Annotated in this window: 24 protein-coding genes; 13 read left to right on the top strand and 11 right to left on the bottom strand. The window is 72.5% G+C overall.

Annotated elements, in window-relative coordinates:
* The first annotated feature begins 328 nt into the window (after positions 1 to 328).
* Entirely contained in the window at positions 329 to 1,414 is a 1,086-nt protein-coding gene (locus IE134_RS30715) for a S1 family peptidase (protein WP_097882965.1), read from the top strand.
* Between the two features lie 95 nt (positions 1,415 to 1,509).
* Here IE134_RS30715 and IE134_RS30710 read toward each other — a convergent pair whose 3' ends face one another.
* Entirely contained in the window at positions 1,510 to 2,007 is a 498-nt protein-coding gene (locus IE134_RS30710; protein ID WP_098019894.1) for a phospholipase, read from the bottom strand.
* A gap of 364 nt (positions 2,008 to 2,371) precedes the next feature.
* On the opposite strand from IE134_RS30710, the gene IE134_RS30705 reads away from it, so the two are divergent.
* Positions 2,372 to 3,262 (top strand): esterase/lipase family protein, encoded by an 891-nt coding sequence (locus IE134_RS30705; protein WP_097882971.1) that lies wholly within the window; start codon positions 2,372 to 2,374, stop codon positions 3,260 to 3,262.
* Positions 3,263 to 3,391: 129 nt separating this feature from the next.
* Here the strand turns inward: IE134_RS30705 and IE134_RS30700 are convergent, their stop codons facing one another.
* Both IE134_RS30700 and IE134_RS30695 read right to left on the bottom strand, forming a co-directional pair.
* On the bottom strand, positions 3,392 to 4,423 hold the full coding sequence (locus IE134_RS30700; RefSeq protein WP_189432352.1) for a lytic polysaccharide monooxygenase auxiliary activity family 9 protein: 1,032 nt from the start codon (positions 4,421 to 4,423) through the stop codon (positions 3,392 to 3,394).
* A 208-nt stretch (positions 4,424 to 4,631) separates the two neighbouring features.
* A complete protein-coding gene (locus IE134_RS30695; RefSeq protein ID WP_030721560.1) occupies positions 4,632 to 5,318 on the bottom strand; it encodes a response regulator in 687 nt (228 codons plus the stop codon).
* Between the two features lie 115 nt (positions 5,319 to 5,433).
* Here IE134_RS30695 and IE134_RS30690 point away from each other — a divergent pair, with 115 nt between their 5' ends.
* From IE134_RS30690 to IE134_RS30675, 4 genes are read left to right on the top strand one after another with little or no spacing between them, the layout of a single operon-like run.
* Positions 5,434 to 6,417, top strand: a complete 984-nt coding sequence (locus IE134_RS30690; RefSeq protein ID WP_030721563.1) for a Bug family tripartite tricarboxylate transporter substrate binding protein — start codon at positions 5,434 to 5,436, stop codon at positions 6,415 to 6,417.
* Positions 6,414 to 6,980 (top strand): tripartite tricarboxylate transporter TctB family protein, encoded by a 567-nt coding sequence (locus IE134_RS30685; RefSeq protein WP_030721565.1) that lies wholly within the window; start codon positions 6,414 to 6,416, stop codon positions 6,978 to 6,980. Before IE134_RS30690 ends, IE134_RS30685 begins: the two co-directional genes overlap by 4 nt.
* Positions 6,981 to 6,983: 3 nt before the next feature.
* Positions 6,984 to 8,513 carry a tripartite tricarboxylate transporter permease gene (locus IE134_RS30680; protein ID WP_030721567.1) on the top strand — a complete coding sequence of 510 codons (1,530 nt, stop codon included), beginning with the start codon at positions 6,984 to 6,986 and terminating at the stop codon, positions 8,511 to 8,513.
* Between the two features lie 13 nt (positions 8,514 to 8,526).
* Complete coding sequence (locus IE134_RS30675) at positions 8,527 to 10,020, top strand: trifunctional class I SAM-dependent methyltransferase/NUDIX hydrolase/VOC family protein (RefSeq protein ID WP_078614535.1); 1,494 nt, start codon at positions 8,527 to 8,529, stop codon at positions 10,018 to 10,020.
* Between the two features lie 80 nt (positions 10,021 to 10,100).
* Here the strand turns inward: IE134_RS30675 and IE134_RS30670 are convergent, their stop codons facing one another.
* Both IE134_RS30670 and IE134_RS30665 read right to left on the bottom strand, forming a co-directional pair.
* Positions 10,101 to 10,610: a ribonuclease FAU-1 family protein gene (locus IE134_RS30670; protein ID WP_030721573.1), complete on the bottom strand. Its 510-nt coding sequence runs from the start codon at positions 10,608 to 10,610 to the stop codon at positions 10,101 to 10,103.
* A complete protein-coding gene (locus tag IE134_RS30665; RefSeq protein ID WP_030721576.1) occupies positions 10,594 to 11,511 on the bottom strand; it encodes a GNAT family N-acetyltransferase in 918 nt (305 codons plus the stop codon). The genes IE134_RS30670 and IE134_RS30665 overlap by 17 nt, the downstream gene beginning before the upstream one ends.
* A gap of 70 nt (positions 11,512 to 11,581) precedes the next feature.
* Between IE134_RS30665 and IE134_RS30660 the strand changes: the two genes are divergently transcribed.
* On the top strand, positions 11,582 to 11,956 hold the full coding sequence (locus IE134_RS30660) for a GntR family transcriptional regulator (RefSeq protein ID WP_030721578.1): 375 nt from the start codon (positions 11,582 to 11,584) through the stop codon (positions 11,954 to 11,956).
* Between the two features lie 27 nt (positions 11,957 to 11,983).
* Here IE134_RS30660 and IE134_RS30655 read toward each other — a convergent pair whose 3' ends face one another.
* On the bottom strand, positions 11,984 to 13,078 hold the full coding sequence (locus tag IE134_RS30655) for a DUF5925 domain-containing protein (protein ID WP_189432349.1): 1,095 nt from the start codon (positions 13,076 to 13,078) through the stop codon (positions 11,984 to 11,986).
* A 252-nt stretch (positions 13,079 to 13,330) separates the two neighbouring features.
* On the opposite strand from IE134_RS30655, the gene IE134_RS30650 reads away from it, so the two are divergent.
* Entirely contained in the window at positions 13,331 to 14,134 is an 804-nt protein-coding gene (locus IE134_RS30650; RefSeq protein ID WP_030721585.1) for an SGNH/GDSL hydrolase family protein, read from the top strand.
* Between the two features lie 278 nt (positions 14,135 to 14,412).
* A complete protein-coding gene (locus IE134_RS30645; RefSeq protein WP_030721588.1) occupies positions 14,413 to 14,676 on the top strand; it encodes a hypothetical protein in 264 nt (87 codons plus the stop codon).
* Positions 14,677 to 14,721: 45 nt separating this feature from the next.
* On the opposite strand, the gene IE134_RS30640 is transcribed toward IE134_RS30645, so the two are convergent.
* From IE134_RS30640 to hmgA, 4 genes are all read right to left on the bottom strand, one after another.
* On the bottom strand, positions 14,722 to 15,918 hold the full coding sequence (locus IE134_RS30640; RefSeq protein ID WP_030721591.1) for a CaiB/BaiF CoA transferase family protein: 1,197 nt from the start codon (positions 15,916 to 15,918) through the stop codon (positions 14,722 to 14,724).
* Positions 15,919 to 16,078: 160 nt separating this feature from the next.
* Positions 16,079 to 17,377 (bottom strand): type ISP restriction/modification enzyme, encoded by a 1,299-nt coding sequence (locus IE134_RS30635; RefSeq protein ID WP_189432347.1) that lies wholly within the window; start codon positions 17,375 to 17,377, stop codon positions 16,079 to 16,081.
* A gap of 71 nt (positions 17,378 to 17,448) precedes the next feature.
* Positions 17,449 to 18,258, bottom strand: a complete 810-nt coding sequence (locus IE134_RS30630; protein ID WP_030721597.1) for a GntR family transcriptional regulator — start codon at positions 18,256 to 18,258, stop codon at positions 17,449 to 17,451.
* Between the two features lie 53 nt (positions 18,259 to 18,311).
* A complete protein-coding gene (gene hmgA / locus IE134_RS30625; protein WP_030721600.1) occupies positions 18,312 to 19,631 on the bottom strand; it encodes a homogentisate 1,2-dioxygenase in 1,320 nt (439 codons plus the stop codon).
* Between the two features lie 229 nt (positions 19,632 to 19,860).
* Here hmgA and IE134_RS30620 point away from each other — a divergent pair, with 229 nt between their 5' ends.
* The 4 genes from IE134_RS30620 to IE134_RS30605 all read left to right on the top strand — a co-directional run bounded on the left by IE134_RS30620 (position 19,861) and on the right by IE134_RS30605 (position 25,829).
* Positions 19,861 to 20,481 carry a TetR/AcrR family transcriptional regulator gene (locus IE134_RS30620; RefSeq protein ID WP_030721603.1) on the top strand — a complete coding sequence of 207 codons (621 nt, stop codon included), beginning with the start codon at positions 19,861 to 19,863 and terminating at the stop codon, positions 20,479 to 20,481.
* A 218-nt stretch (positions 20,482 to 20,699) separates the two neighbouring features.
* Positions 20,700 to 22,904: a molybdopterin oxidoreductase family protein gene (locus tag IE134_RS30615; protein ID WP_030721606.1), complete on the top strand. Its 2,205-nt coding sequence runs from the start codon at positions 20,700 to 20,702 to the stop codon at positions 22,902 to 22,904.
* A gap of 139 nt (positions 22,905 to 23,043) precedes the next feature.
* On the top strand, positions 23,044 to 24,489 hold the full coding sequence (locus tag IE134_RS30610) for a CitMHS family transporter (protein ID WP_097882996.1): 1,446 nt from the start codon (positions 23,044 to 23,046) through the stop codon (positions 24,487 to 24,489).
* Complete coding sequence (locus IE134_RS30605; protein ID WP_098020081.1) at positions 24,489 to 25,829, top strand: MFS transporter; 1,341 nt, start codon at positions 24,489 to 24,491, stop codon at positions 25,827 to 25,829. Before IE134_RS30610 ends, IE134_RS30605 begins: the two co-directional genes overlap by 1 nt.
* On the opposite strand, the gene IE134_RS30600 is transcribed toward IE134_RS30605, so the two are convergent.
* Positions 25,744 to 26,247, bottom strand: coding sequence for a DinB family protein (locus IE134_RS30600; RefSeq protein WP_030721614.1), 504 nt, complete (start codon positions 26,245 to 26,247; stop codon positions 25,744 to 25,746). The two genes, IE134_RS30605 and IE134_RS30600, sit on opposite strands and share 86 nt — an antisense overlap.
* Between the last annotated feature and the right edge of the window lie 232 nt (positions 26,248 to 26,479).

Below are 26,479 nucleotides of genomic sequence, written 5' to 3'. Positions count from 1 at the left end.
GGAACTGTGAACGTGGGAGCAGGCCCCGGGCGGACGGTGTTCGTCGCCATCCGGACGGGTGGGCACGGCATCCGGACCGGCAGGGGCGAAATTCGGACAGGCCTAGTCCTCACCCAGGGGCGACCGACGGTTGCACCGGGTGTTTGCGAAGGGAACCGACATGGCATGACCGTGGGTAAGTGAACGACCCGAGGGCGAAGCGTCGGTGTCGTGTGCACGTCCGGAAGTCGGCCTTGTGTGCGTTTCCCGGCCTCGGAATAGTGGGCGCCCCATCCTCCGTGTACGGGCACCCCACATGCTCCGTGCACGGCCCCACAGGAGGTCGAAGTTGAAGCATCGACGCATATCCAGGAAGCGCGCGACGCTGGCCGGCTCGGCGGTCGTCGCCCTGGTCGCAGCCGGATTCACGTTCCAGTCTGCGAACGCCAGTGACGATGTGCCGCAGTTCGCGGCCAAGACCCTCAGCGCGGGCGCGGCCGGAAAGCTCGCCGACACCCTGGACCGTGATCTGGGTGCGGACGCGGCCGGCTCGTACTACGACACCACGGCGAAGGCCCTTGTCGTGAACGTCGTCGACGAGGCCGGCGCCGAGCAGGTCCGCCAGGCGGGCGCCAAGGCCAGAATCGTGCAGAACTCCCTCACCGAGCTGAAGTCGGCCCGGCAGACCCTCACCGACAAGGCGACGATCCCGGGCACCTCCTGGGCGGTCGACCCGGTGACCAACAAGGTGAAGGTCACCGCCGACAGCACGGTCGACGGCGCGGCCTGGAAGAAGCTCTCGGCCGTGGTCGAAGGCCTGGGCGGCAAGGCCGAACTCGCGAAGACCAAGGGTGAGTTCAAGCCGCTGATCGCGGGCGGTGACGCGATCTTCGGCTCCGGCTCCCGCTGCTCGCTCGGCTTCAACGTGGTCAAGGACGGCGAACCGTACTTCCTGACCGCCGGCCACTGCACCGAGTCGGTCACCAGCTGGTCCGACTCCCAGGGCGGCGCGGAGATCGGGGCGAACGAGGGCTCCAGCTTCCCGGAGAACGACTACGGCCTGGTCAAGTACACCTCGGACACCGAGCACCCGAGCGAGGTGAACCTCTACGACGGCTCCACCCAGGCGATCACCCAGGCCGGTGACGCGACGGTCGGCCAGGCGGTCACCCGCAGCGGTTCCACCACCCAGGTGCACGACGGCGAGGTCACCGGGCTGGACGCCACGGTCAACTACGGCAACGGCGACATCGTCAACGGCCTCATCGAGACGACGGTCTGCGCCGAGCCCGGCGACAGCGGCGGCGCCCTCTTCGCGGGCGACACCGCGCTCGGTCTGACCTCGGGCGGCAGCGGCGACTGCTCGGCGGGCGGTACGACCTTCTTCCAGCCGGTACCGGAGGCGCTGGCCGCCTACGGCGCCGAGATCGGCTGACACGCACCACCGCTCCACCGTACGACGGCAGCGAGGAAGGGCCCCCGGCTTCGGCCGGGGGCCCTTCCCGCATGTCCTGACTGACGCGGCCGGGCTCAGGCGGCCCGGGGCAGATTGCGGGCGCCCACGTCCGCCGGGGAGACGCCGAAGACCTTCACGGCCTGGTAGTAGGTCCAGGCCGTGCTGTTGCACGAGGTCTTCGTCGCGCCCGAGTAGCCGGCGCACACGCGCTTGAGGTCCTCGTAGAAGGCGGAGTCGATCCGCGCCTTGCTGGCGGAGAACGTGCCCGCGGCCTTGTGGTTCCGGTACCCGAAGTCGTGGCGGGCGCAGGAGTTCTGGAACGGGAAGCCGAAGGGGTTGTCGGGGGAGCTGCTGCAGTAGTCCGTCGACCAGTCGAAGCCGTACGCGGCCCAGGCGCCCTGGTTGTTGCGGGCCGCGTTCCAGGCGTTGTAGCTGGAGGCGCTCGTCTGGGTCCAGGAGCTGAGCACCTGGGGCTTGTCGGCGGGGGCGGCCGATGCGGAGACGGCGGAGCCCAGGGTGAGGGGGAGCGACAGGGCGACGGCGGCGAGCGGAACCGTGAAGCGACGACGCATGAACGACCTCCGTGGGGGTGAAGGGAGTTGCTCCTGAGGTGCTCCTCGCCGGGTGGTGCGAGGGAGCAGGAGCAGCATGCCGTCATGAACGCGTCATGCCTAGATGTCGCACCGAGCGGACATCGGGAATTGTTCGTCCGGCACCGGGAGTTGGGGCGTGCGTCAGTTGAGGCAGCCCTCGGGTCCCTGGCGGCGGCCGACCGCGTTACGTGATCCCGCCCGGGGCCGCACCAGTTTTTACCGACGCGTAACTTCCCTGGCCCGCTTACTCGTGCGTAGCTTGGCATGAGCACATAAAGCTTGTGGTCCGGGCCACAGGGCGCACCGCCATCGCACCTCCCTTGAGCCGCAAGGAGACCCCACGATGCTGCCCTGGTTCCGTGCTGCGCGCGTTCCCCGCGCGCGCAGTCTGCTCGCCGCCCTGCTTCTCGCCCTCACCGTTCTCGTCGCCCCCACGGCGACCGCGAGCGCGGCCCCCGCCGCCGAAGCGGCCACGTCGCGAGGCTGGAACGACTACTCCTGCAAGCCGTCCGCCGCTCATCCCCGCCCGGTCGTCCTGGTCCACGGAACCTTCGGGAACTCGATCGACAACTGGCTGGTCCTTGCCCCCTACTTGGTCAACCGGGGTTACTGCGTCTTCTCCCTCGACTACGGCCAGCTCCCCGGCGTGCCGTTCTTCCACGGCCTCGGGCCCATCGACAAGTCCGCCGAACAACTCGACGTGTTCGTCGACAAGGTGCTCGACGCCACCGGAGCCCCGAAGGCCGACATCGTCGGCCACTCCCAGGGCGGCATGATGCCGAACTACTACCTGAAGTTCCTCGGCGGCGCCGACAAGGTCAACGCCCTCGTCGGCATCGCCCCGGACAACCACGGCACCACGCTGCTCGGCCTCACCAAACTGCTGCCGTACTTCCCCGGCGTGGAGAAGTTCATCAGCGACAAGACCCCCGGACTCGCCGACCAGGTCGCGGGATCGCCCTTCATCACCAAGCTCACGGCGGGCGGCGACACCGTTCCCGGTGTCCGCTACACCGTCATCGCGACCAAGTACGACCAGGTCGTGACCCCGTACCGCACGCAGTACCTGGACGGGCCGAACGTACGCAACGTGCTGCTCCAGGACCTGTGCCCGGTTGACCTCTCCGAGCACGTCGCGATCGGGACCATCGACCGCATCGCCTTCCACGAGGTGGCCAACGCCCTCGACCCGGCCCGCGCCACCCCGACCACCTGCGCCTCGGTCATCGGCTGACCCACCGCACGACAACGGGCCGGGGCCCACCGTCCGACCGTACGGACGGCGGGCCCCGGCCCGTCTCATGTCCTGCCACGCCCGACGTCCCGGAGGGACGCGGCAGGGGTACCGGGAGGGGCGCCGCGGTCAGCGGCTGTGGCGCCCCGACGCGGCGGCGGCCCGCCGGCGCTGCGAGGCGAACAGCACGGCCGCACCGGCGGCGAGCACTCCGGCGCCCCCGATCGCCAGGTAGGTGCTGCTGCTGGAACCACCGGTCTCGGCCAGCACCTCGTCCTTGCTCGCGGTGTTGACCTCGGGGGCGTTGCCCTCGGCCTTGGTCTCCGGGGCGGCGGCGGTGACCTTCGCCCCGGTGCCGGCGTCGTCGTCACCGTGGCCGTTGTGCTCGACGGAGGACTTCTCGGCGCCCTCGGTGATCGCCTCCTCGGACGGCGCGGAGGGAGCCGCCGCCGGAGCCTCGGCACCGGCGTCACCGCCGGACCCCTGCTCACCCTCTTCCTTCTCCACCGCGCCGCCGCCCGCAGAACCGCCGCCGAACGTCACGTCGGAGCAGGCGTAGAACGCCTCGGGGGAGTCGGAGCGCTGCCAGATCGTGTAGACCAGCTGGCGCCCGGAGCGCTCGGGAATCGTCCCGTCGAAGACGTACGAACCGTTCTCCAGCACCGGGTCGGTGACCTCGGCGAAGGGCTTCGCCTCCAGGTCCGACCAGGCCAGCGGCTTCGTGGCGTCATAGCCGGGCTTGGTCATGTACAGCTCGAACGAGCCCTTGTGCGGGGCCGTCGCCCGGAACCGGAAGGTGTGCTTGCCCGCCGACAGAGCGGTGGCCGGCCAGTCGGCGCGCGGAAGGTCGAGGCCCTTGAACTTGTCGTTGGCCGCGCTGCAGAGCTTGCCGTCCGGGATCAGATCACGGTGCTTGCCCGCGGCGTTGGCGATGTTGACCCCGTTCCAGTCGTACAGCGCCTGCGTACCTCCCGCCGCGACCGCCGCCTGGCACGCCGCCGACTTCGGACTCTCCGGGCCCTCCGCGAAGCACGCCGACACCCGGCTCACCGGATCGGTCAGCGAACCGTGCGCGACGGCCGGCGTGGCGGTCAGCCCGGCCAGCGCGAGCGGTGCGAGTCCGAGGGCGAGAACTCCGGCGGCCTTGCGACGAGCGGTCATGGGTGGATCTCCTTCGATACGGCACTGCTGTCGGGGGTGGCGATCAGCAAGCTAGCCGCTCGGAAGGGCGAAAACCCCTGTTCGGAGGGGGTGAGGGAGATCCTTATGGTCCCTTTAAGGAGCGGTTAGGCGTGGGCTCAGGAACCGGGCCGGGCCTCGCCCCGAGACGCCTCGGGCGGGTGCGCCGTCAGCGACGCTCGGTCACCCTTCAGCCCTTCCACCGGTACCGCCGCTCCGGCCGCCCCGTCCCCCCGTAGCGCAGCGTCACCTCCGCGCGGCCCGTTCCGGCGAACCACTCCAGGTAGCGGCGCGCGCTCACCCGGGACAAGGCCCCCGCCTCGGCGCACTCCGATGCCGACAGGCCCCCGGGGTGGTCGCGCAGGGTGCGTTCCACCAGGTCGGCCGTGGGGGCGGCCAGGCCCTTCGGCAGCTCGCGGGAGCCGGGCGGGCGGGTGCCGAAGATCTGGTCCACGTCCTCCTGGCGGGCCTCTCCCAGCTCGTCCAGGCGGGTCCGCAGCGAGGCGACATGGCGCAACTGCTCCTGGAGAGCCGAGCGGTTGAACGGCTTGATCAGGTAGTGGAGGGCGCCCGCCCGCAGCGCCGCCCGGATCACCCCCGCGTCCCGGGCCGCCGTGATGAACAGGGCGTCCGTGCTGGGGCGGGAGGCGTCCCGCTCCTCCGCCGTGCGCAGGGCGCGCAGGACGTCGATCCCGTCCATGTCCGGCAGGTAGATGTCCAGCAGCACCAGATCGGGGTGCAGCCGCTCGGCGGCCCGCAGGGCGTCGGCGCCGTTGTGCGCCACCCCTACCACCGTAAAACCGTCCATCGCGGACACATAGCGGCCGTGCAGCTTCGCGACCATGAAGTCGTCGTCCACCACCAGCACCGTCGTCACGCCGCCACGGTAGGCCGCGACCTCAATGACCACAACGTCCGTTGATACCGGAAGAGAGACAGCTTCTTAACGCGCAGGCAACATGTGGGCCACTTCACAGCGAAAGGCGGAACCTGTGCGACTGCGCACTCTCCTCGCCCTGTTCGGGGCCGCATTGCTCGTGGTGGTGGGGCCACCCCTGCTCTCCACGGGCGACGGCTCCGACACCGGCACTCAGATTCCCGGGCTCCGCTTCATGGTCCCCAACACCCCCGGCGGCGGTTACGACATCACCGCCCGCACCATGGCCAAGAACGCCGAGGACGCCGGACTCACCCACAACATCGAGGTCTTCAACCTGCCGGGCGCCGGCGGAACGGTCGGCCTGACCCGCCTCGTCGGCGAACACGGCAACGGCAAGCTCGCCCTCTCCATGGGCCTCGGCGTCGTCGGCGCCGTCCACACCAACAAGTCCCCGAGCACCCTCGCCGACACCACCCCGATCGCCCGGCTCACCGAGGAGCCCGACATCGTGGTGGTGGCCAAGAACTCGCCCTACCGCACCATCGCCGACCTCCTCGCCGCCTGGAAGAAGGACCCGGCCCGCGTCCCGGTCGGCGGAGGCTCCTCGCCCGGCGGTCCGGACCACCTCGCCCCGATGCTCATGGCACAGGCCGCCGGAATCGCGCCGAAGACGGTCAACTACGTGCCGTTCGACGGCGGCGGCGAACTCCTCGCCTCCATCCTGGGCAACAAGGTCGGCTTCGGGGTCTCCGGCCTCGGCGAGTACCGCGACCAGATCGAGGCGGGCGAGCTGCGGCTGCTCGCCGTGACCGGCCCCAAGCGGGTGCCGGGCCTCGACGCCCCCACCCTGCGCGAAGCCGGACTCGACACCGAGTTCACCAACTGGCGCGGCATCGTCGCACCGCCCGGCCTCTCGGACGCCGAACGCGACAAGCTCACCGGTCTCATCCGCAAGCTCCACGCCTCGAAGGAGTGGAAGGAGTCGATGAAGACGAACGGCTGGGACGACGCCTTCCTCGCCGGTGAACCCTTCGGCGACTTCCTCGACGAGCAGGACCGGCGCGTCGCCACCGTCCTCAAGGAGCTGGGACTGTGACCACCGAATCGACTGAACCCGCCGGGCCCGCCGGACCGGCCGAGCCCACAGCAGCGAGCGGCGGCGGTGCCCGAGCCTGGCTCCGCGAACGCTCCGAACTCGGCGTCTGCCTCCTGCTGTTCGCGCTCGGCGTGCTCGTCCTCACCGACGCCCTCACCATGGACGTCGACATCGCCCAGCGCGGTCCCATCGGCCCCCGCACCGTCCCCTTCGTCGTCGGCGCCGGGCTTCTCCTGGTCGGGGCCCTGCTCGCCGTCGACGTCCTGCGCGGCGGACGCGGTGAGGCCGAAGGAGGCGAGGACGTCGACCTCGACGAACCCGCCGACTGGCGCACCGTCCTGCTGCTCACCGGGGTCTTCCTCGGCGCCGCCGTCCTGATCGGCCCGCTCGGCTTCCCGATCGCCGGTGCGCTCCTCTTCTGGGGGGCCGCCTACGCGCTGGGCAGCCGCCACCACGGCCGGGATCCCCTCATCGCGGCCGGGCTCTCCCTCTTCACCTACTTCGTCTTCGACAACCTGCTCGGTGTCCCCCTTCCCGGCGGCCCGCTGATGGGGGTGCTCTGACCGATGGATTCCCTCAACTCCCTCATCGACGGCTTCGGTACCGCGCTCACTCCGATGAACCTGCTGTGGGCCGCGATAGGCGTCCTGCTCGGCACGGCGATCGGCGTGCTCCCCGGCATCGGCCCGGCGATGGCCGTGGCGCTGCTGCTCCCGGTGACGTACGGACTCGACCCGACCGGCGCGTTCATCATGTTCGCGGGCATCTACTACGGGGCGATGTTCGGCGGCTCCACCACCTCGATCCTCCTCAACACCCCCGGGGAGAGCGCCGCCGTGGTCGCCGCCATCGAGGGCAACCCGATGGCGAAGGCCGGACGGGGCGCCCAGGCGCTCGCCGCCGCCGCGATCGGTCACTTCGCGGGCGGCATGATCGGCACGATCCTGCTGGTCGTCCTCGCCCCGACCGTCGCCTCGCTCGCCATCGGCATCGGCGCACCCGACTACTTCGCCATCATGGTGCTGGCCTTCATCGCCGTCACCTCCGTCCTCGGCGCCTCTCGCATCCGCGGGATCGCCTCCCTCCTCATCGGCCTCACCATCGGCCTGGTCGGCCTCGACCAGATGACCGGCCAGCAGCGCCTGACCTTCGGCTCGCTGCACCTGGCCGACGGCGTCGACGTGGTGATCGTCGCGGTCGGGCTCTTCGCCATCGGCGAGGCCCTGTGGGTCGCCGCCCACCTGCGCCGCTCCACCGGAAAGCCGATCCCCGTCGGCCGGCCCTGGCTCGGCCGGGCCGATCTGAAGCGCACCTGGAAACCCTGGCTGCGCGGCCCGGTCATCGGCTTCCCGTTCGGGGCGATCCCGGCGGGCGGCGCGGAGATCCCCACCTTCCTCAGTTACGTCACCGAGAAGCGGCTCTCCAAGCACCGCGACCAGTTCGGCAAGGGCGCCATCGAAGGCGTCGCCGGACCCGAGGCCGCCGCCTCCGCCTCCGCCGCCGGAACCCTCGTCTCGATGCTCACCCTCGGACTGCCCACCACCGCCGTCGCCGCCGTGATGCTGGCCGCCTTCCAGCAGTACGGGATCCAGCCCGGGCCGCTGCTGTTCGAGCGTGAACCGGAGCTGGTCTGGGGCCTCATCGCCTCGCTGTTCGTCGGCATGGTGCTGCTGCTCGCCCTCAACCTGCCGCTCGCGCCCGTCTGGGCGAAGCTCCTGCGGATCCCGCGCCCCTATCTGTACGCGGGCATCCTCTTCTTCGCCGCCGTCGGCGCGTACGCGGTCGGCGGGGAGTCCCTCGACCTGGTGATCCTCCTGGTCATCGGACTGATCGGGTTCGGGATGCGGCGGTACGGGCTGCCGGTGCTGCCCGCCGTCATCGGGGTGATCCTCGGCCCGGCCGCCGAACAGCAGCTGCGCCGCGCCCTCCAGATCAGCGACGGCAGTGTGACCGGCCTGGTCAACACCCCGTTCTCCGTCACCGTCTACGCGGTCGTGGTGCTGATCGTGGCCTGGCCGCTGATCGGCCGGCTGATCGCACGGCTACGCGGTGGCCGGAAAACGGCAGAGGAGTCCCGCACTGTCAGTGGCGGCTGAGAGCATCGGAGCCATGACCACGATCGACTGGGACGCGGCGGCCGGATCCTTCGACGAGGAGCCCGACCACGGGCTCCTCGACCCCGCGGTGCGCGACGCCTGGGCCGGGCGGCTGGAGAGCTGGCTGCCCGCCACCCGCGGCGACGTGCTGGACCTGGGGTGCGGCACCGGCAGCCTCTCGCTGCTCGCCGCGGGCCAGGGCCACCGCGTCACCGCCGTCGACCGCTCGCCCCGCATGGCCGAGAAGGCCCGGGCCAAGCTCGCCGGGACCGGCGCGGAGGTCCTCGTCGGGGACGCCGCCCGGCCCCCGGTCGGGGAGCGGGCGTTCGACGTGGTCGTGGCCCGGCATGTCGTCTGGCTGCTGCCCGACCCGGCGGCAGCCCTGGAGCACTGGTTCGGCCTGCTGAAGCCGGGCGGGCGGCTCGTCCTGGTCGAAGGCGTGTGGAACGGCACCGGCTTGTCCGCCACCACGCTCACCGCCCTGCTCTCCGCCCACACGGAGCGCATCCACCACGAGGACCTGGCCCCCGACAGCCGGCTCTGGGGCAAGAAGGTCGACGACGAGCGCTATGCGCTCATCGCCCGCGCGATGCCGGCGCACCGGCACACCGAAGTGGTCGACGTCCATCTGATCCTGCGGCGCGGTCCGGACGTCCTGCTGGCCCGCCGCTCCAACACCGGCTACGCGGACGGACTGCTCCACATGCCCTCCGGCCACGCGGAGGACGGCGAGGACGTCCGCGAGGCGATGGTCCGGGAGGCCGCCGAGGAGATCGGCCTCCATCTCGACCCCGACGAGCTGCGGGTGGCCCTCGTGATGCAGCACCGAGGCCCCGGCGGCGGGGCGCGCATGGGCTGGTTCTTCGTCGCGGAGTACGACCCGGAGCGCCCGCCGCGCAACGCGGAGCCGGAGAAGTGCTCGGAGCTGGACTGGTTCCCGCTGGCCGCGCTGCCGGACGACATGGTGGCGTACTGCCGTGCGGGCCTGGACGGCTATCGGGCGGGCGAGCACTTCATGATCCACTGGCATCGGGACGGGGAACCGATCGCGTACGTCCCGGGCGGTGCCGGGCGGGCCGTCCCGCTGCCGGCTGCCGGGGAGACCACCGGCCGGGTGCACCACATCGAGCTGTGGGTGGCGGACCTGGCGGCGGCGGAGCGCAGTTGGGACTGGCTGCTGGGCCGCCTCGGCCATGTCCCGTACCAGCACTGGGCCCATGGCCGCAGCTGGCGGCGCGGCGACGCGTATGTCGTGCTGGAGCAGTCCCCGGACCTGGTCGCGGGCAGCCACGACCGCCGCCGCCCCGGGCTCAACCACCTGGCGTTCCACATCGCCGACCGGGCCGCCCTGGACGCCCTGACGGCCGAGGCCCCGGCGCACGGCTGGCGCCTGCTGTTCCCCGACCGCCATCCGTACGCGGGCGGCGACGGGCACCACGCCGCCTATCTGGAGGACCCGGCGGGATACGAGGTGGAGCTGGTCGCCGCCTCCCGGCCGCGCCCCTGAGCCGGGTGCCGTACGGGGAGCCACCGCGCCGCCCCTGAGCCGGAGAGCCGTACATGGGGCCCGGGGAAGGGCCGGTCGAATCAGGCCAGCAGAGGAGTCAGGCCCTCGGACCTCGCCAGGCGTTCCAGCTCGTCCAACGCCGAGGCCGCGGCACCGGCCGCCGCAGGGTCACGCTCCGCCAGGCCGCTCGCCTCGAATTCGTCCTCGTCCAGCCGAAGTACGCACGAGGCGTCGGCCGAGACCCACAGATCCAGGTCCAGGTCCTCGACCGCCAGCACCCCGTCCGCGAGCACGGCGGGCCGGGTGATGTCGCAGTACCAGCCCTTGAGCCCGCCGTCGCCGGTGCGGACCTCCTTCACCGCGAACCACCGGTCCCGCCAGTAGTGCTCGGTGAACACGTCGCCCGGCTCGAACCGGACGAAGCCGAAGTCCCGTACCCCGGGCGCGGCCCACGGCGCCCGGACGGTGACGCGGACACCGTCGTCCCGGACCAGCTCCGCCGGGTAGCGGATCTTGGTGCGGCCCGCCTTGGTCAGGGTGACGACCAGCTCCTCCGGGCGGTCCGCGCGGAGGTCAGAGGGTGCGGACATGGCGGACCTCCGTCGCGCAGACCTGGTAACCGAACCACTGGTTGACGGCCAGCATCGGGCCGTTGCCGGTGTCGTTGGAGGTGTAGGCGTCCGTGTAGCCGGCCGCCCGCGCCCGGTGCAGCGAGTCGTTCTTCGCCAGCTTCGCCAGGCCCCGCCCCCGGAACTCCCGCAGGGTGCCGGTCATGGCGCTCAGATACGTCCGTTCGCCGTCGGTGGTCGCCGCGCTGAACGCCGCCACCTTCCCGTCCACCAGCGCCACCGACGTGAGCCCCTGGTCGAAGGCCGGGTGCCGCCAGACGTTCGTCAGCCAGTCCTCGTAGTCGTCCAGCTCGGACGTGATGTCGCCCGGTTCGTCCGCCGTCACCTCGGAATCCGCCTCGAACAGCGCCCGGGGATCGTCGGCGAACTCCGCCCCGGTCCGCAGCTCGACCCCCTGCGGGAGTTCCTGACGCGGCGGCAGGGTGCCGCCCGCCAGGTCCAGCCGCTGGAAGTGGGCCGAGCGCTTGGGTTCGTAGCCCCGCTTGCGGGCGAACTCCAGGCTCTCGGGGTTGTCCAGCACCCACGCGTACAGCACCGTGGCCCCGACCCCGGCCAGGTGTTCCTCCGCCGTGCGCAGCAGCAGCGAGCCCGCGCCGCGGTTGGTGCGGCCGGGGAGCGTCTGCGGGGTGAAGTAGCCCTGCCCCGGCTCGGGGCTCTCGTGGGCGATGCCCGCCTGGGCCGTGGCGATGATCTCGCCGTCCTCCTCGGCGACCAGCAGCCGGTAGTGCTTGTCCGGATGGGCGTGCGTCAGGTCGTGGACGATCTGTTCGGGGGTGGCCACCATCCACGGGACCGAGGCCCGGCGGGCCCGGGTCCAGGCCTCCGCGTCGGACGGGCGGAAATCACGCACGATCACAGTCATGCGGTGGACCGTATGCGCAGCCGCGTCCCGAACGCCTCCCCTTTTTCCGCCGGTGGGGGACAATCGGCCCGTGACTGAGAAGATCGTCCTCGACCCGGACTCCGGCATCGCCCCGTACGAGCAACTGCGCACCCAGCTCTCCGAACTGGCCCGTTCCGGCGCGCTGCCCGTCGGCCACCGGCTCCCGACCGTACGCGGCTTCGCCGAGGAGCTGGGCCTCGCCGCCAACACCGTCGCCAAGGCCTACCGGGCCCTGGAGGCGGATGGCGTGATCGAGACCCGGGGGCGCAACGGAACGTTCGTCGCGGCCGCCGGGGGAGCGGCCGAACAGCGGGCCGCGACCGCCGCACAGCAGTACGCCGAGACCGCCGAGCGACTCGGCCTCACCCGGCAGCAGGCGCTGTCGCTGGCCAAGGACGCGGTGCGGGCCGCGTACGGGGACTGACCCCGCAGCCGCGATCGCGTACGGAGATCAGAGGTACAGCCCCGCGTCCGCCCCCGTGTCCTGCTTCGGCACCGACGCGGGGCCGATGCCCCGGCGCAGCGCGTACAGCTCGGCCAGGGAGTTGCCCTCCCGGCCCACCCCCTCGTCCGTGCCCAGCCAGGCCACCGACTCCTGGCGGGTCAGCGGGCCGACCTCGATCCTGGCCAGGCAGCGGCCGGGCCGGACGACGGCCGGGTGCAGCCGCTCCAGGTCCTCGTTGGTGGTGACCCCCACCAGCACGTTGCGGCCCTGGCCCAGCAGACCGTCCGTCAGGTTCAGCAGCCGGGACAGGGCCTGGCCCGCCGTGTGCTTGGCCTCGCCGCGGATCAGCTCGTCGCAGTCCTCCAGGAGCAGCAGCCGCCACCGGCCCTTCGCCGTGCCGTCGTCCTCGCCGATCGCGATGTCCATCAGATAGCCGACGTCGCTGAAGAGGCGCTCGGGGTCCAGCACGCAGTCGACCTGGCACCACTCGCGCCAGGAACGGGCCAGGGTGCGCAGCGCGGACGTCTTGCCGGTGCCGGGCGGGCCGTGCAGCAGAAGCAGCCGGCCCGCGATGTCCTCGGGCGTGACCTTCATCAGCCGGCCCATGGCGTCGGCCACCGGCGCGGTGTAGTTGGGGCGGACCTCGTCCCAGCTCCCGGCGGCGATCCGGCGGGTGGTGCGGTGCGGGCCGCGGGTCGGCGAGACGTACCAGAAGCCCATGGTCACGTTGTCGGGCTGGGGTTCCGGCTCGTCCCGCGCCCCGTCCGTGGCCTGGCCGAGGACTTTCTCCGCCAGCTCCGCGCTGGTCGCGGTCACGGTGACGTCCGCGCCCCGGTTCCACCGGGAGACCAGCAGGGTCCAGCCCTCGCCCTCCGCCAGCGTCGAGCTGCGGTTGTCGTCGCGGGTGGTCCGCAACACCCGGGCGTCCGGCGGCAGCAGCGTCGCCCCGGCCTTGATCCGGTCGAGGGAGGAGTTGTGTGCGTAAGGCTGCTCGCCCGTCGCGAAGCGGCCGAGGAAGAGCGCGTCGACGACATCGGACGGTGAGTCGCTGTCGTCGAGGAAGAGCCGGATCGGCAGAGCGGATGCGGGGGAGTCGGGCATGGCGCTCATGATCCGGCACAGGGGCACCCCGCGCACCCGGTTTCCCGGCGCGTGCCGGGGCGCGCGGGCTGCGGTGACCGGGGAAGCGAGCCCCGGCAGCCGACGGGGCGACAAGGGGCTTTCGGTGAGCGCCCGTTGAACCGCCGGGGGCGGACGGAAGCACTCCCCTCTATTTTTGGCATGGACACTTCCGGTCGGGCGGGGGCGCTGCTACTACGGAGTAGGCAGATACCCCCTGCTCAAGGAGGTTCCATGAAAATGTCCAGACTCGTGGCGTTCTCGTCCTCTCTACTGCTCGGCGCCGCCCTCGCCCTGACCGGTGCGGGGGTCGCGAACGCCGACTCGTCCGCCGCCGCCGTCGACTACGTCGCCCTCGGCGACTCGTACTCCTCCGGTGTCGGAGCCGGCAGCTACGACGGCTCCAGCTGCAAGCGCAGCACCCGCGCCTACCCCGCCCTCTGGGCGGCCGCCAACTCCCCCTCGTCCTTCGACTTCGCCGCCTGCTCCGGCGCCAGGACCAATGACGTGACGGGCGGTCAGCTCGGCAGGCTGAACGCCTCGACCGACCTCGTCTCGATCTCCATCGGCGGCAACGACGCCGGGTTCGCCGACGTCATGACGACCTGTGTCCTCCAGTCCGAGGCCACCTGTCTCAACCGGATCGCGACCGCCCGTGCCTACGTCGACTCCACCCTCCCGGGCCGGCTCGACTCCGTGTACTCGGCCATCCGCTCCAAGGCCCCCTCCGCCCAGGTCGTCGTCCTCGGCTACCCCCGCTTCTACCAGCTCGGCGGCAGCTGCATCGCCGGTCTGAGCGAGAAGGAGCGCTCCGCCATCAACGGGGCGTCCGACCACCTCAACACGGCCACCGCCAAGCGGGCGGCGGACCACGGCTTCACCTTCGGCGACGTCAGGACGACCTTCACCGGGCACGAGATCTGCTCCGGCAACTCCTGGCTGCACAGCGTGAACTGGCTCAACATCGGTGAGTCCTACCACCCGACCGCCGCCGGACAGTCGGGAGGCTATCTCCCGGTCTTCAAGTCCGCTCTCTGACAGGCGCGTTCCCCGGGCGGGCGTGCTCCTGCGTCGGCCGCCTCGTGCGGGAGTCCTCGCCGGCCGAGGCCTCCCGCTTCGGGGCTGAACGACGGGCGACCTAAGGGGCAAACCTTCCGAACTGTCCCAAGTCGCCCTGGAATCGCGCGGATTCGGTAACGGGCCGTCAACCTCCGTATATGTGTGCGCAATCGTGTGGCCGGGATACACGGGTGTCACCGCGGGACGATAGGGTTAACCTGCCCGGACCGGGTGCCCTCGTACGGGTGGGGAGTGACATGGAACAGATAACGGTGCGAAGCAGGGCGCGTGTGCCTGCCATCACATGCGGGAGCGGTGCGACCAGTACGCGCCTCGACCGCCATCTCGCGGTGCTCGGCGGCCCTGTCGTCCCGCAGCGCGAAGCGGCGGAAGCGACGCTGCTCATGCGTGAGCTGACCTCGCGTGATGCCGCGCACACCCGCCGGAGCAGGAGCGCCCGTGTGTCGCTCTTCGCGCCGCTGCGGCGACTGCGGCGCTCGCTCTTCGGCAGCCGCCGCTGACCCACGGCCCGCCCCGGACCGGCCCACCGCTCGGGACGGACCAGGTCAGGCGATCACCCCGTCCCGGCGCAGCACCGATGTCTGCTCGTCCGTCATCCCCAGGGCTCGCAGCAGCGCATCGGTGTGCTCGCCCAGCGCCGGTACGGCACCCATCCGCGGATCCTCGCCGCCCGGCAGCGTGATCGGCGGCAGCAGCGCCCGCAACGGCCCCACCGGTGAACCCACTTCCCGCCACCGGTCCCGGGTCGCGAGCTGCGGATGCGCCGCCACATCGGCCACCGTGTTCAGCCGGGCACAGGCGATACCCGCCGCCTCCAGACCGGCCAGCGCCTCCTCGCCCGTCAGGCCCGCCAGTGCCCGCCCCACCGCATCGTCGGTCCGCTCCCGGTTCGCCGTCCGCGCCGCGTTCGTCGCGAAGTCCGGGTCCTCGGCCAGTTCGGGTCGCCCCAGCACCTGCTCCGCCAGCCGCCGCCACTCCCGGTCGTTCTGCACGGAGAGCAGCACCTGCTCGCCGTCGGCCGTGGCGAAGGCGTCGTACGGGGCGATCACCGAGTGCGCGAGACCGGTACGCGGCGGGGGCGTGGCCCCGTGCATCCCCTGGTGCAGCGGGTGGCCCATCCACTCGGCCAGCGCGTCCAGCATGGAGACCTCCACCGGGCCGCCCCGCCCGGTGGCCGCCCGCCGCAGCAGCGCCGCGAGCACCCCGGAGAACGCGTACATGGCCGCCGCGATGTCCGCCGCCGGAATGCCCGCCTTCACCGGCTGCTCCGCCGTCCCCGTCACCGAGACGAGCCCGGCCTCGCACTGCACGAGCATGTCGTAGGCCCGCTTGTGCGCGTACGGCCCGCCGGCCCCGTACCCGGAGATGTCGACGGCCACGAGCCGCGGGTGCGCGGCGCAGAGCGAGGCGGCGTCGAGGCCGAGCCGGGCCGCCGCCCCCTGCGCCAGATTCTGGACGAACACATCGGCTCCGGCGACGAGTTCACGGACCACCGCGAGGCCGCGCGGGTCCTTCAGATCGACGGCGAGGGACTCCTTGCCGCGGTTGCACCAGACGAAGTGCGAGGCGAGACCGCGCGCCGCCGTGTCGTAGCCGCGAGCGAAGTCACCGCCGTCCGGGCGCTCCACCTTGATGACCCGGGCTCCGAGGTCCGCGAGCTGCCGGGTGGCGAAGGGGGCGGCGACCGCCTGCTCAACGGCCACCACCGTGATGCCGTCGAGGGGGAGGGGCAATGTGTTCATGACCCCGTGCATACCCGCTGACCGGCGCTTTCGCCACCCTCCGCCGCCCGGGCCGCCGCTCATAGCAGTCCGAACCGCCTCTCTCCGGCCGCCGCTCACAGCAACGCGAACCGCTCTCCGGCCGCCGCTCACAGCAACGCGAACCGCTCTCCGGCCGCCGCTACAGCAGCGCGAACTGCCCCTCCGGGCCCTCCTCCTGGTGGCCGAGGACGGATGCCGGTCGCCGTGCCCAGGGCGGGACGGGCAGCACCCCGCCCGCCCGCAGCTCCGCCGGACCGATCAGCGGACCCGCCTCCAGCGCGGCCCGCAACTCCTTCCGGGGTCCCGCCGTGCCGTCCAGCAGAGCCAGTACGGTGATGAGTTCGAGCAGCTCCGAGGTCCACTCCCGGGGCCAGCCGCGCGCCCCGACCGCGTCGAGGCCGTCCGCGGCAGCTCCCTCCGGCCCCCGGCCCGCCGCCGCTGCCGCCCGGCGGCCGAACCAGAGCTCCAGCACCCGCACCCCGCCCACCGTGAACTCCCAGGCCTCCGCTGGCACCGGCGAGATCCGGCCGTCGCCGACGATCAGCGTCTCCTCCCCGGCGTCGTAGGACAGCTCCGTGGGGCGCACGGGGATCGCCGCCCGCACATAGGGCCTGCGCCCGCCCGGCAGCCGGGGCCGCTCCCCGCCCCGGGCCCCGCGCGACTGGAGCCGCAGCAGCTCCCGGCCGAGCGCCCGCCCCTGTGACCACACCGCCCCGTCGGCCGGCAGCGGGACCAGAACACCTGAGGCGGAGGGCCGGGCGGCGGCCAGGATCCAGGCCAGTACTGCTTCCGGGGTGAACGCGTCCGGCTCGGCGCCCCCGCTGCCGCCGAGGTGCCCGCGCAGCAGGTCCAGAAGCCCCGGCGCGAGGTTGGGCTCCGTGCCCCCGGGCCTGCGGTGGAGCGGCCTGATCCGGCCGGGCCGCCCGGCGGGGGAGTGCCCGTCGGGCAGCAGCGCGGTCACGGACAGGGCGGGCCCGGCATCCTCCGGGGCGGAGCTGTGTTCGACCGCGAAGAGCTGCTGCCGGTCGGCGACCCGCCACAGCTCCGGACGGGCCGCGTCGATCAGGCGGTGGTCGGGCAGCAGCCACTGTTCGTCGTAGGGGCCGTGCAGGATCCGTACGGGGTCGGGGCAGGGTCCCGGGTCCCGGGCGAAGCGGGCCGTGCCGGTGGACTGGCCGGGCAGGGAGGCGACCGAGGTGTGCGGCGTACGGGAACGGGTGGGCGCGAACAGCCGCTCCTGCTCGGCGGCGTCGGCACCGGCCAGCCGCTCCCAGCGGGCCCGGAGCGCCACGGGGTCGGGGCCGCTCACCCAGGCACGGCCGGTTCTCAGCGGCCGCACCGACCACGGCATCAGCTCGTCCAGGGGGACGAACGCGTCGAGCGGCGAGGACTCCGTGTCCCCGCCGGATCCGGCCGCCGCCGTCCTGCGCGCTGCCACCGAGTCGTCCCTCCCCTGTCCGCCGTGACCCTTCGCATCGTAACGGCGGGCGGAGTCCGCGTGGGGCGGGGTCAGTGGGCCTCCACCGTCACGGAGAAGGAGAACCGGTCGCCCCGGTAGCGGATCCGGGCCACGTCCACCACACGTCCCTCCTCGTCGTACGTCACGCCCGTGTAGTGCAGGATCGGGCTGAGCAGCGGGACCTGGAGCAGCTCGGCGGTGACGGGGTCGGCGAGCCGGGCCTCCACCGTGTCGGTGATCCGGGAGATCCGCACCCCGACGACATCGCGCAGGACCTTCGTCATCGGCCAGCGTTCGAGGTCGGCCACGTCGATCCGGGCGGCGATGTCCGGGCGCACCGCGTTCTCCGCCCAGTTGGTGGGCTCGTCGCTCTCGCCGTCGCGGCGCAGCCGCCGGTAACAGGTCACCTCGTCGCAGTCCGGGAAGTACTCCGCGAGATCACCGGGGAGCGGGACCGGGCCGTGGCCGAGCACGGTCGTCGCCTCGCCGGACTGCTGGGCCACGATCGCGTCGACCGAACCCAGCAGCCGGACCGGGGAGACCCGCCGGGCGCGCGGCTCGATGAACGTGCCGCGCCGCCGGTGCCGGCTGATCAGCCCCTCCGTCTCCAGCTCCTTGAGCGCCTGGCGCATCGTGAGCACGCTGACCCCGTAGTGCGCGGCGAGCTGTTCCTCGGTGGGCAGCCGGGCGGAGGCGTCCTGCGGGCGGCCCAGTATGGAGGCCCGCAGGGACTGGGAGACCTGGTACCAGAGCGGCAGCTTCCGGTTCAGCACGAGGGAGTCGGGGGCGAAGGCGGGCGGATGGCGCGGCTGTTCCGCCGTACCGCCGTCCGCCCCGGCCCGCTCATGGCTCTCGGTCATGTCGTCCCCGTCCCGTCCCATTTCCGCTCCTGCGGGCCTCCCGCGCCCGTCGGCTACGGACGGAAGTTGCGGCTCAGACCCTGCCACACGTCGTCGTAACCGCGCTGCAGATGACCGGCGGACGCCGCCTGCTCCGTCGCCGTGACCGGCCACCGGGTCTCGAACATGAAGGCCAGACCGTCGTCGATCTTCTGCGGCTTCAGCTCCGCCGCGCTCGCCCGGTCGAAGGTCTCCCGGTCCGGGCCGTGCGCCGACATCATGTTGTGCAGGGAGCCGCCGCCGGGGACGAAGCCGTCGGCCTTCGCGTCGTACGCCCCGTCGATGAGGCCCATGTACTCGCTCATCACATTGCGGTGGAAGTACGGCGGGCGGAAGGTGTCCTCGCCGACCAGCCAGCGCGGGGCGAAGACGACGAAGTCCACCCCGGCCAGCCCCGGGGTGTCGGACGGCGAGGTCAGCACCGTGAAGATCGACGGGTCGGGGTGGTCGTAGCTGATCGTGCCGATCACGTTGAACCGGCGCAGGTCGTAGACGTACGGGGTGTGGTTGCCGTGCCAGGCGACCACGTCGAGCGGCGAGTGGCCGTACGTCGCCGACCAGAGGTTCCCGCAGAACTTGTTGACCACCTCCACCGGGCCCTCGTGGTCCTCGTACGCGGCGACGGGGGCGAGGAAGTCCCGGGCGTTCGCCAGGCCGTTGGCGCCGATCGGGCCGAGGTCGGGCAGCGCGAACGGGCGGCCGTAGTTCTCGCAGACGTACCCGCGCGCGGTCTCCTCCAGCAGCTCCACCCGGAAGCGGACCCCGCGCGGGATCAGCGCGATGTGACCCGGCTCGACGCGCAGCAGGCCCAGTTCGGTGCGCAGCAGCAGCCCGCCGCGCTCCGGGACGATCAGCAGCTCGCCGTCGGAGTCGCTGAACACCCGGTCCGTCATCGAGGAGTTGGCGTGGTAGAGGTGGATCGCCATCCCGGCGCGCTGCGCGGCGTCGCCGTTGCCGCCGAGCGTCCACAGCCCGCTCAGGAAGTCCGTGCCGGGCGCGGGGTCGGGCAGCGGGTTCCAGCGGAGCCGGTTCGGGTCCGGCACGGTCTCGGTGAACGGGGCCGAGCGCAGGGCGCCGTTGTCGACGCGGGTGAACGCCGGGTGGGCGGCCGAGGGGCGGATCCGGTAGAGCCAGGAACGGCGGTTGTCCGCGCGCGGCTCGGTGAACGCGGAGCCGCTCAGCTGCTCCGCGTACAGCCCGAGGGGGGCGCGCTGGGGGGAGTTGCGGCCGTGCGGGAGCGCACCCGGCACCGCCTCCGAGCTGTGCTCGTTGCCGAAGCCGGAGGAATAGGTCAGCCCCTCGGCCGTCTTCCTCGCCTGGTCGATCGCGCTCATCCCGCACTCCTGGTGCCCAAGAAAGCCCTCGGATCCGCCGGACGACGAATCCTATGCGCCACCGTAGGAATAGGAGCGGGGTGCGTCAACGGCATACATCGCGCCATTCGGTGCGTGTGCCGGTGGAGTCGGGCCCTTGCCCGTCTCTGGTACCCGCCCTGTCGCCTCCGGTGTCCGTCCCGCTGCCTCTGGTGTCCGGCCCGTGCGCGGGGCACGGCATCATGGGCCCGTGCCTCCTCAGCCCCATGTCAACCCGAACCTCCGCCGCGCCCCCGTGCAGCAGCGCAGCGCCGACCGGCTGGCCCGGATACTCGACTCCTGCGCCGGGCTCCTCGACGAGACCGGTTACGAGCAGCTCACCACCCGGGCCGTCGCCGAGCGCGCCGAGGTGCCGATCGGCTCCGTCTACCGGTTCTTCTCCAACAAGCGCGCGCTCGTCGACGCCCTCGCGCTGCGCAACCTGGACACCTACGCGGACCGCATCGCCGCCCGGCTCGCGGACCTCCCCGCCACCGACTGGCGCGCGGCCATCGACGCGGTGCTCGACGAGTACCTGGCGATGAAGCGGAGCGTCCCCGGCTTCGCGCTCGTCGACTTCGGGCCGCCGTTCCCCGCCGACGGGGCGGCGGACGACGCCAACCGGCGGCTGGCGGACCGGCTCGCCGTCCTGCTCGCCGGGCACCTCGGCCGGCGGGCCGACGAGGGGCTGTCCCGGGCGATCCTGGTGAGCGTCGAGGCGGCCGACGCGCTGCTGCAACTCGCCTTCCGTATGGACCCCTCGGGAGATGCGGCCATCGTCGCCGAGACCCGGACGCTGGTCAGGTCCTATCTCGCGCAGACGCTGGACTGAGCGACGGCCCCTGGCCCGAGGGGGTGTCTCGGGGGTGTCCTCCGGCGCCGGGTCCGCCCGTCCCCCCTCGCGAGGCCCGTCCGTCGTCTTCTCCGTGCGACACCTCCCCACCGTGCGTACCGGTCGGTATGCTCGCCCGTGCCGGGCTTCCGGGGCTCCCACGTCCCCGCCCGGCCCATGTCCGCGTGCCGTCGCCGCAGCCGCCCCGGGGAGGGCCCATGTCCCACGACTCCCGCACCGCACCGCGTATCTGCCCCCTCTGCGAGGCCACCTGCGGCCTCACCCTCACCATCGAGGGGACGACCGTCACCGGTGCGCGCGGCGACCGCGACGACATCTTCAGCCGGGGCTTCATCTGCCCCAAGGGCGCGTCCTTCGGAGGGCTCGACGCCGACCCCGACCGGCTGCGCGTCCCCCTCGTGCGCGGCGACGACGGGGAGCTGCGCGAGGCGGCCTGGGGCGAGGCGTTCGACCTGATCGCCGCGCGGATGCCGGACCTGGTGAAAGCCCACGGCCCGCAGGCCGTCGGCGTGGTCCTCGGCAACCCCAACGTGCACACGATGGCGGGCTTCCTCTATCCGCCCCTGCTGCTCGGGGCCCTGCGCACCCGCAACGTGTTCACCGCGAGCACGCTGGACCAGATGCCCAAGCACGTCTCCAGCGGCCTGCTCTTCGGTGACGCGCACGCCATCCCCGTACCGGATCTCGACCGCACCGACCATCTCCTCCTGATCGGCGCGAACCCGCTGGAGTCCAACGGCAGCCTCTGCACCGCCCCCGACTTCCCCGGCCGGCTCAAGGCCCTGCGCCGGCGCGGCGGCACCCTCACCGTCATCGACCCGCGCCGCACCCGCACCGCCCGCCTCGCCGACCGGCACGTCGCGATCCGGCCCGGCGCGGACGCCCTGCTGCTGGCCGCCCTCGCGCACACCCTCATCGACGAGCAGCTCGCCGACCCCGGGCCGCTCGCCGAGCACCTGGAAGGCCTCGACGAACTCGCCGCCGCCCTGGCGGACTTCACCCCGGACGCGGTCGCCGCCGCCTGCGACGTGGACGCGGCCACCATCACCGCCATCGCCCGCGAACTCGCCGCCGCCCCCACCGCCGCCGTCTACGGGCGCATCGGCAGCTGCACCGTCGAGCACGGCACCCTGGCCAGCTGGCTGGTGGACGTCCTCAACATCCTCACCGGCAACCTCGACCGGCCCGGCGGCGCGCTCTTCCCGCTCTCCGCCACCGCTCGCGCACCGCGCGCCGCCGAACCCGGGACCCGTAACCCCGCCCCCGGCAAGGGCTTCGCGCTGGGCCGCTGGTCGAGCCGGGTCTCCGGGCACCCCGAGGCCAAGGGTGAACTGCCCATCGCCGCCCTCGCCGAGGAGATCGACACCCCGGGCGAGGACCGCATCCGCGCCCTGGTGGTCATCGCGGCCAACCCCGTACTCTCCGCCCCCGACGGCGACCGGCTCGACGCGGCCCTCGCCGACGGGCTCGACTTCATGGTCAGCGTCGACCCGTACCTCAACGAGACCTCCCGCCGCGCCGACGTCGTCCTGCCCCCGCCGCCACCCTCGCAGAGCGCCCACTTCGACTTCGCGTTCAACAACTTCGCCGTCCACAACCAGGTCCGCTACACCCGCGCCGCCGTCCCCCTGGAGGACGGGCGGATGGACGAGAGCGAGATCCACGCCCGGCTGATCCTCGCGGTGAGCGGCCTGCACGGCGCACCGCCCTCCGCCGTCGACGACCTGGCCGTCGACACCGCCCTCACCCGGGCCGGGGCCCCGAAGGAGCTGGCCGCCGGGCTCACCGGCGAGAGCGGCCCCGAGCGGCGACTGGACCTGCTGCTGCGCCTCGGCCCATACGGGCTGACGCTTCAGCGCCTCCTCGCCCACCCGCACGGCATCGACCTCGGCCCGCTGCAACCCCGCCTCCCGGAGGTCCTGCGCACCCGCTCCGGCCGGATCGAACTGCTCCCGGAGCCGATCGCCGCCGATCTGCCGCGCCTGCGCCGGGCGCTGGGCGACCGGCCGGCCCCGCTCGTCCTCGTCGGCCGCCGCCATCTGCGCTCCAACAACAGCTGGATGCACAACGTCGGCTCGCTCACCGGCGGGTCCAACGTCTGCACCCTCCAGATCCACCCCGACGACGCGGCCCGCCTCGGTCTTGCCGACGGGGACACCGCCCGCATCGAGTCGTCGGGCGGCGGCATCGAGGCGCCCGCCGAGATCACCGACACCGTGCGCAGCGGGGTGGTGAGCCTCCCGCACGGCTGGGGCCACAGCCGCCCCGGCACCCGGATGTCGGTCGCCGCAGCCCACCCCGGAGCGAACGTCAACCAGCTCCTCGACGGCACGCTCCTGGACCCGCTGTCCGGCACGGCGGTCCTGAACGCCATCCCGGTGTCCGTCACCCCAGCTCACTAGCACCACGGCGTTGACCTGGGGTTTTGCTCGTATTGCTCACGCGTCAACGTCTTGTTAACTCTTCGAGGAGGCCCCTAACGTCATCCGGACCGACCGCCGAGACCGGTGGGAGTTCAAGGATGAACGTTAGGTATCCCCCATGCTGACAATCCTCGGCTTCGCCATGATCGCGACCTTCCTGGTCCTGATCATGACGAAGAAGATGTCGCCGATCGCGGCGCTGGTACTGATCCCCGCACTGTTCTGTGTCGCCGTCGGGCAGGGCGCCCAACTCGGCGACTACGTGATCGAAGGCGTCGGCAACCTCGCCCCCACCGCCGCCATGCTGATGTTCGCCATCGTCTACTTCGGCGTGATGATCGACGTCGGCCTGTTCGACCCGATCGTCCGGGGCATCCTGAAGTTCTGCCAGGCCGACCCGATGCGCATCGTGGTCGGTACGGCGGTGCTCGCCGCGATCGTCTCGCTGGACGGCGACGGGTCCACCACCTTCATGATCACCGTCTCGGCGATGTATCCCCTCTACAAACGCCTGAAAATGAGCCTGGTCGTGATGACCGGCGTCGCGGCCACCGCCAACGGCGTCATGAACACCCTGCCCTGGGGCGGCCCCACCGCCCGCGCCGCCACCGCCCTCAAACTGGACGCCTCCGAGATCTTCGTCCCCATGATCCCGGCGCTCGCCATGGGCCTGCTCGCCGTGTTCGTGCTGGCGTACGTGCTCGGCATCCGGGAGCGCAAGCGCCTGGGCATGCTCACCCTCGACGAGGCGCTCGCCCGGGAGCCCCGGCCGGAGGCCGAGACCGTGTCGGCCGGCACCGGCGGCAAGGACCGCCTCCGCAAGGGCGCCGCAGCCTCCGTCTCCGCGAGCGGTACGGGAACCGGGTCCGGGACCTCGGCCGCCGCCGGTGGTACGGAGAACGCGGACGAGGACGACGACGCGTTCCAGGGCCTCGACCCGAACCGGCCCACGCTCCGCCCCAAGCTCTACTGGTTCAACGCCGGACTCACCGCCGCCCTGCTGACGGCGATGATCATGGAGCTGCTCCCCATCCCGGTGCTCTTCCTCCTCGGCGCGGCCCTCGCGCTCACCGTCAACTTCCCCCACATGCCCGACCAGCGGGCCCGGATCGCCGCGCACGCCGACAACGTGCTCAACGTCTCCGGCATGGTCTTCGCCGCCGCCGTCTTCACCGGGGTCCTCACCGGGACCGGCATGGTCGAGCACATGGCCGACTGGGTCGTCGGCACGGTCCCCGACGCGATGGGCCCGCACATGGCCATCGTCACCGGCCTGCTCAGCCTGCCACTCACCTACTTCATGTCCAACGACGGCTTCTACTTCGGTGTCCTGCCCGTCCTCGCCGAGGCGGGCGCGGCCCACGGGGTCTCGCCGGTGGAGATCGCCCGCGCCTCCCTGGCCGGTCAGGCCCTGCACATGTCCTCGCCGCTGGTGCCCGCCGTGTACGTCCTCGTCGGCATGGCGAAGGTCGAGTTCGGCGACCACACCCGCTTCACCGTCAAGTGGGCCGTGCTCACCTCGCTGGTGGTGCTCGCGGCGGGCATCCTCTTCGGCATCATGTGATGACCGGACGACCGCGATCCGGGCCCGGCAGGGGCTGGCTGCTGCGCCTCGTCATCGCCTTCGCCTTCGCGCAGGGGGCGGTGTCGATGGCGCGGCCCGCCGTCTCCTACCGGGCCCTCGCGCTGGGCGCGGACGAGACGGCCGTCGGTGTCATCGCCGGGGTGTACGCCCTGCTCCCGCTGTTCGTCGCCGTGCCGCTCGGCCGCCGCACCGACCACGGCCGCTGCGCGCCCCTGCTGCCGCTCGGCGTCCTCCTGATCTCCGGCGGCTGCGCGCTCAGCGGCCTCGTCTCCTCGCTGCCCGCGATGGCCGCCTGGAGCGGGGTGATGGGCCTCGGCCATCTGTGCTTCGTCATCGGCGCGCAGTCGATCGTGGCCCGGCAGTCGGCACCCCACGAACAGGACCGCAACTTCGGGCACTTCACCATCGGGGCCTCGCTCGGCCAGCTCATCGGCCCGATCGCGGCGGGCGCGCTCATCTCCGGACAGGGCGGAGCCCTCGGCCGTACGAGCGCGCTCGCGCTCCTCGTCTCGGCCGGGGTCTGCGCGGTCGCCCTCACCTCGCTCTGGCGGATCGAGCACCGCCGGACGGCCGACGCCCGGCCGCGGACCGACGGCAAGGTCCCCGTCCGGACGATCCTCGGCACGCGCGGCGTCCCCGCGGGCATCCTCATCAGCATGGCGGTGCTGTCCGCCACCGACATCCTCACCGCCTACCTGCCGGTCGTCGGCGAGCACCGCTCCATCGCCCCGGCCACCGTCGGCCTGCTGCTGAGCCTGCGGGCCGCGGCCACGATCGCCTGCCGGCTGGTGATGACGCCGCTGCTGCGGCTGCTGGGCCGCCGGGCCCTGCTGACCACCAGCTGCCTGCTCGCCGGACTCCTCTGCGCGGGCGTCGCGCTGCCGGTCTCCGTCCCCGTCCTCGCCGTGATGCTGGCCGTGCTCGGCTTCTGCCTCGGCGTCGGCCAGCCGCTGTCCATGACCACGGTCGTCCGCGCCGCCCCCGACGGGGCCCGCTCGACCGCACTCGCCCTCCGCCTCACCGGCAACCGGCTCGGCCAGGCCGCCGCCCCCGCCGCGGCGGGTCTGATCGCGGGCGCGGTGGGGGTGGCGGCCCCGTTCGTGCTGCTCGGCGTGGGGCTGGTGGGCGCTGCGGGCCTCGGCCTGCGCGGCGAGGGCCGTACGGGGTCGGCGCCTACAGGGTCGGAACCCGCCGACGAGGGCCGTACGGAACAGGCGCCCGTCGGCGAGGCGGTCAGCGACCGGTCGAGCCGTCGATCAGCTCCCGGAGGATGTCCGCGTGACCGGCATGCCGACCGGTCTCCTCGATCAGGTGGGTGAGGGCCCACCGCACACTGGGGGAGGGCTTGCCCGGCTGCGCTCGGGGCAGCGGTGCGCCGAGGTCGGCGCACCCGTCGAGGACGGCGTTCGCCTCCGCGACCGCCTCCCGGTAGCGGGCCACGACATCCGCCACCCCGTCCTCGGGGGCGGCGTGGAACGTCGACGGCCAGTCGGTGACGCGGTCCCCGAGGAAGGTGGCCCGCTCGACGAAGGTCAGATGGTGGAGCAGCCCCAGCAGGTTCGTGCCCGAAGGCACCCCGGCGGCCCGGGCCGCCGGACCGGGTGCGCCCTCGACCTTCGCCGCGATCGACGCGCGCAGGTAGTCGAGGAAGCCGCGCAGCACCTCCGCCTCGCTGTCGCCGGTCCGGGGCGGCGGGGTGTCCCGGCGCCGGGTGCGGGAGCGGGGGGTGGGGGTCATGGTGCCTCCTCGGTCGGGGCGGCGCGGGTGCGGGCTCGCCGGTCTCGTCCCAGTCTTGTCCGGTCGGCCGCCGCCGGGGCAAGGGATCATGCCGTTCCGGCAAGTCGCCCCCGGTGGCGATTCGGTGCGACGGCGTGACCGGTGTCTCGGAAGGCTCTCTGGCGTCGGAAAACTAACGGCGCTAGTTTGGGCGGGTGCGACGGGTGCCCCGCGTCCGCCGCACGGCTTCGGC

It is taken from the genome of Streptomyces rubiginosohelvolus (genome assembly GCF_014649875.1).
Lineage (GTDB): Bacteria > Actinomycetota > Actinomycetes > Streptomycetales > Streptomycetaceae > Streptomyces > Streptomyces rubiginosohelvolus.
This window is presented reverse-complemented; position numbering and strand designations above follow the sequence as displayed.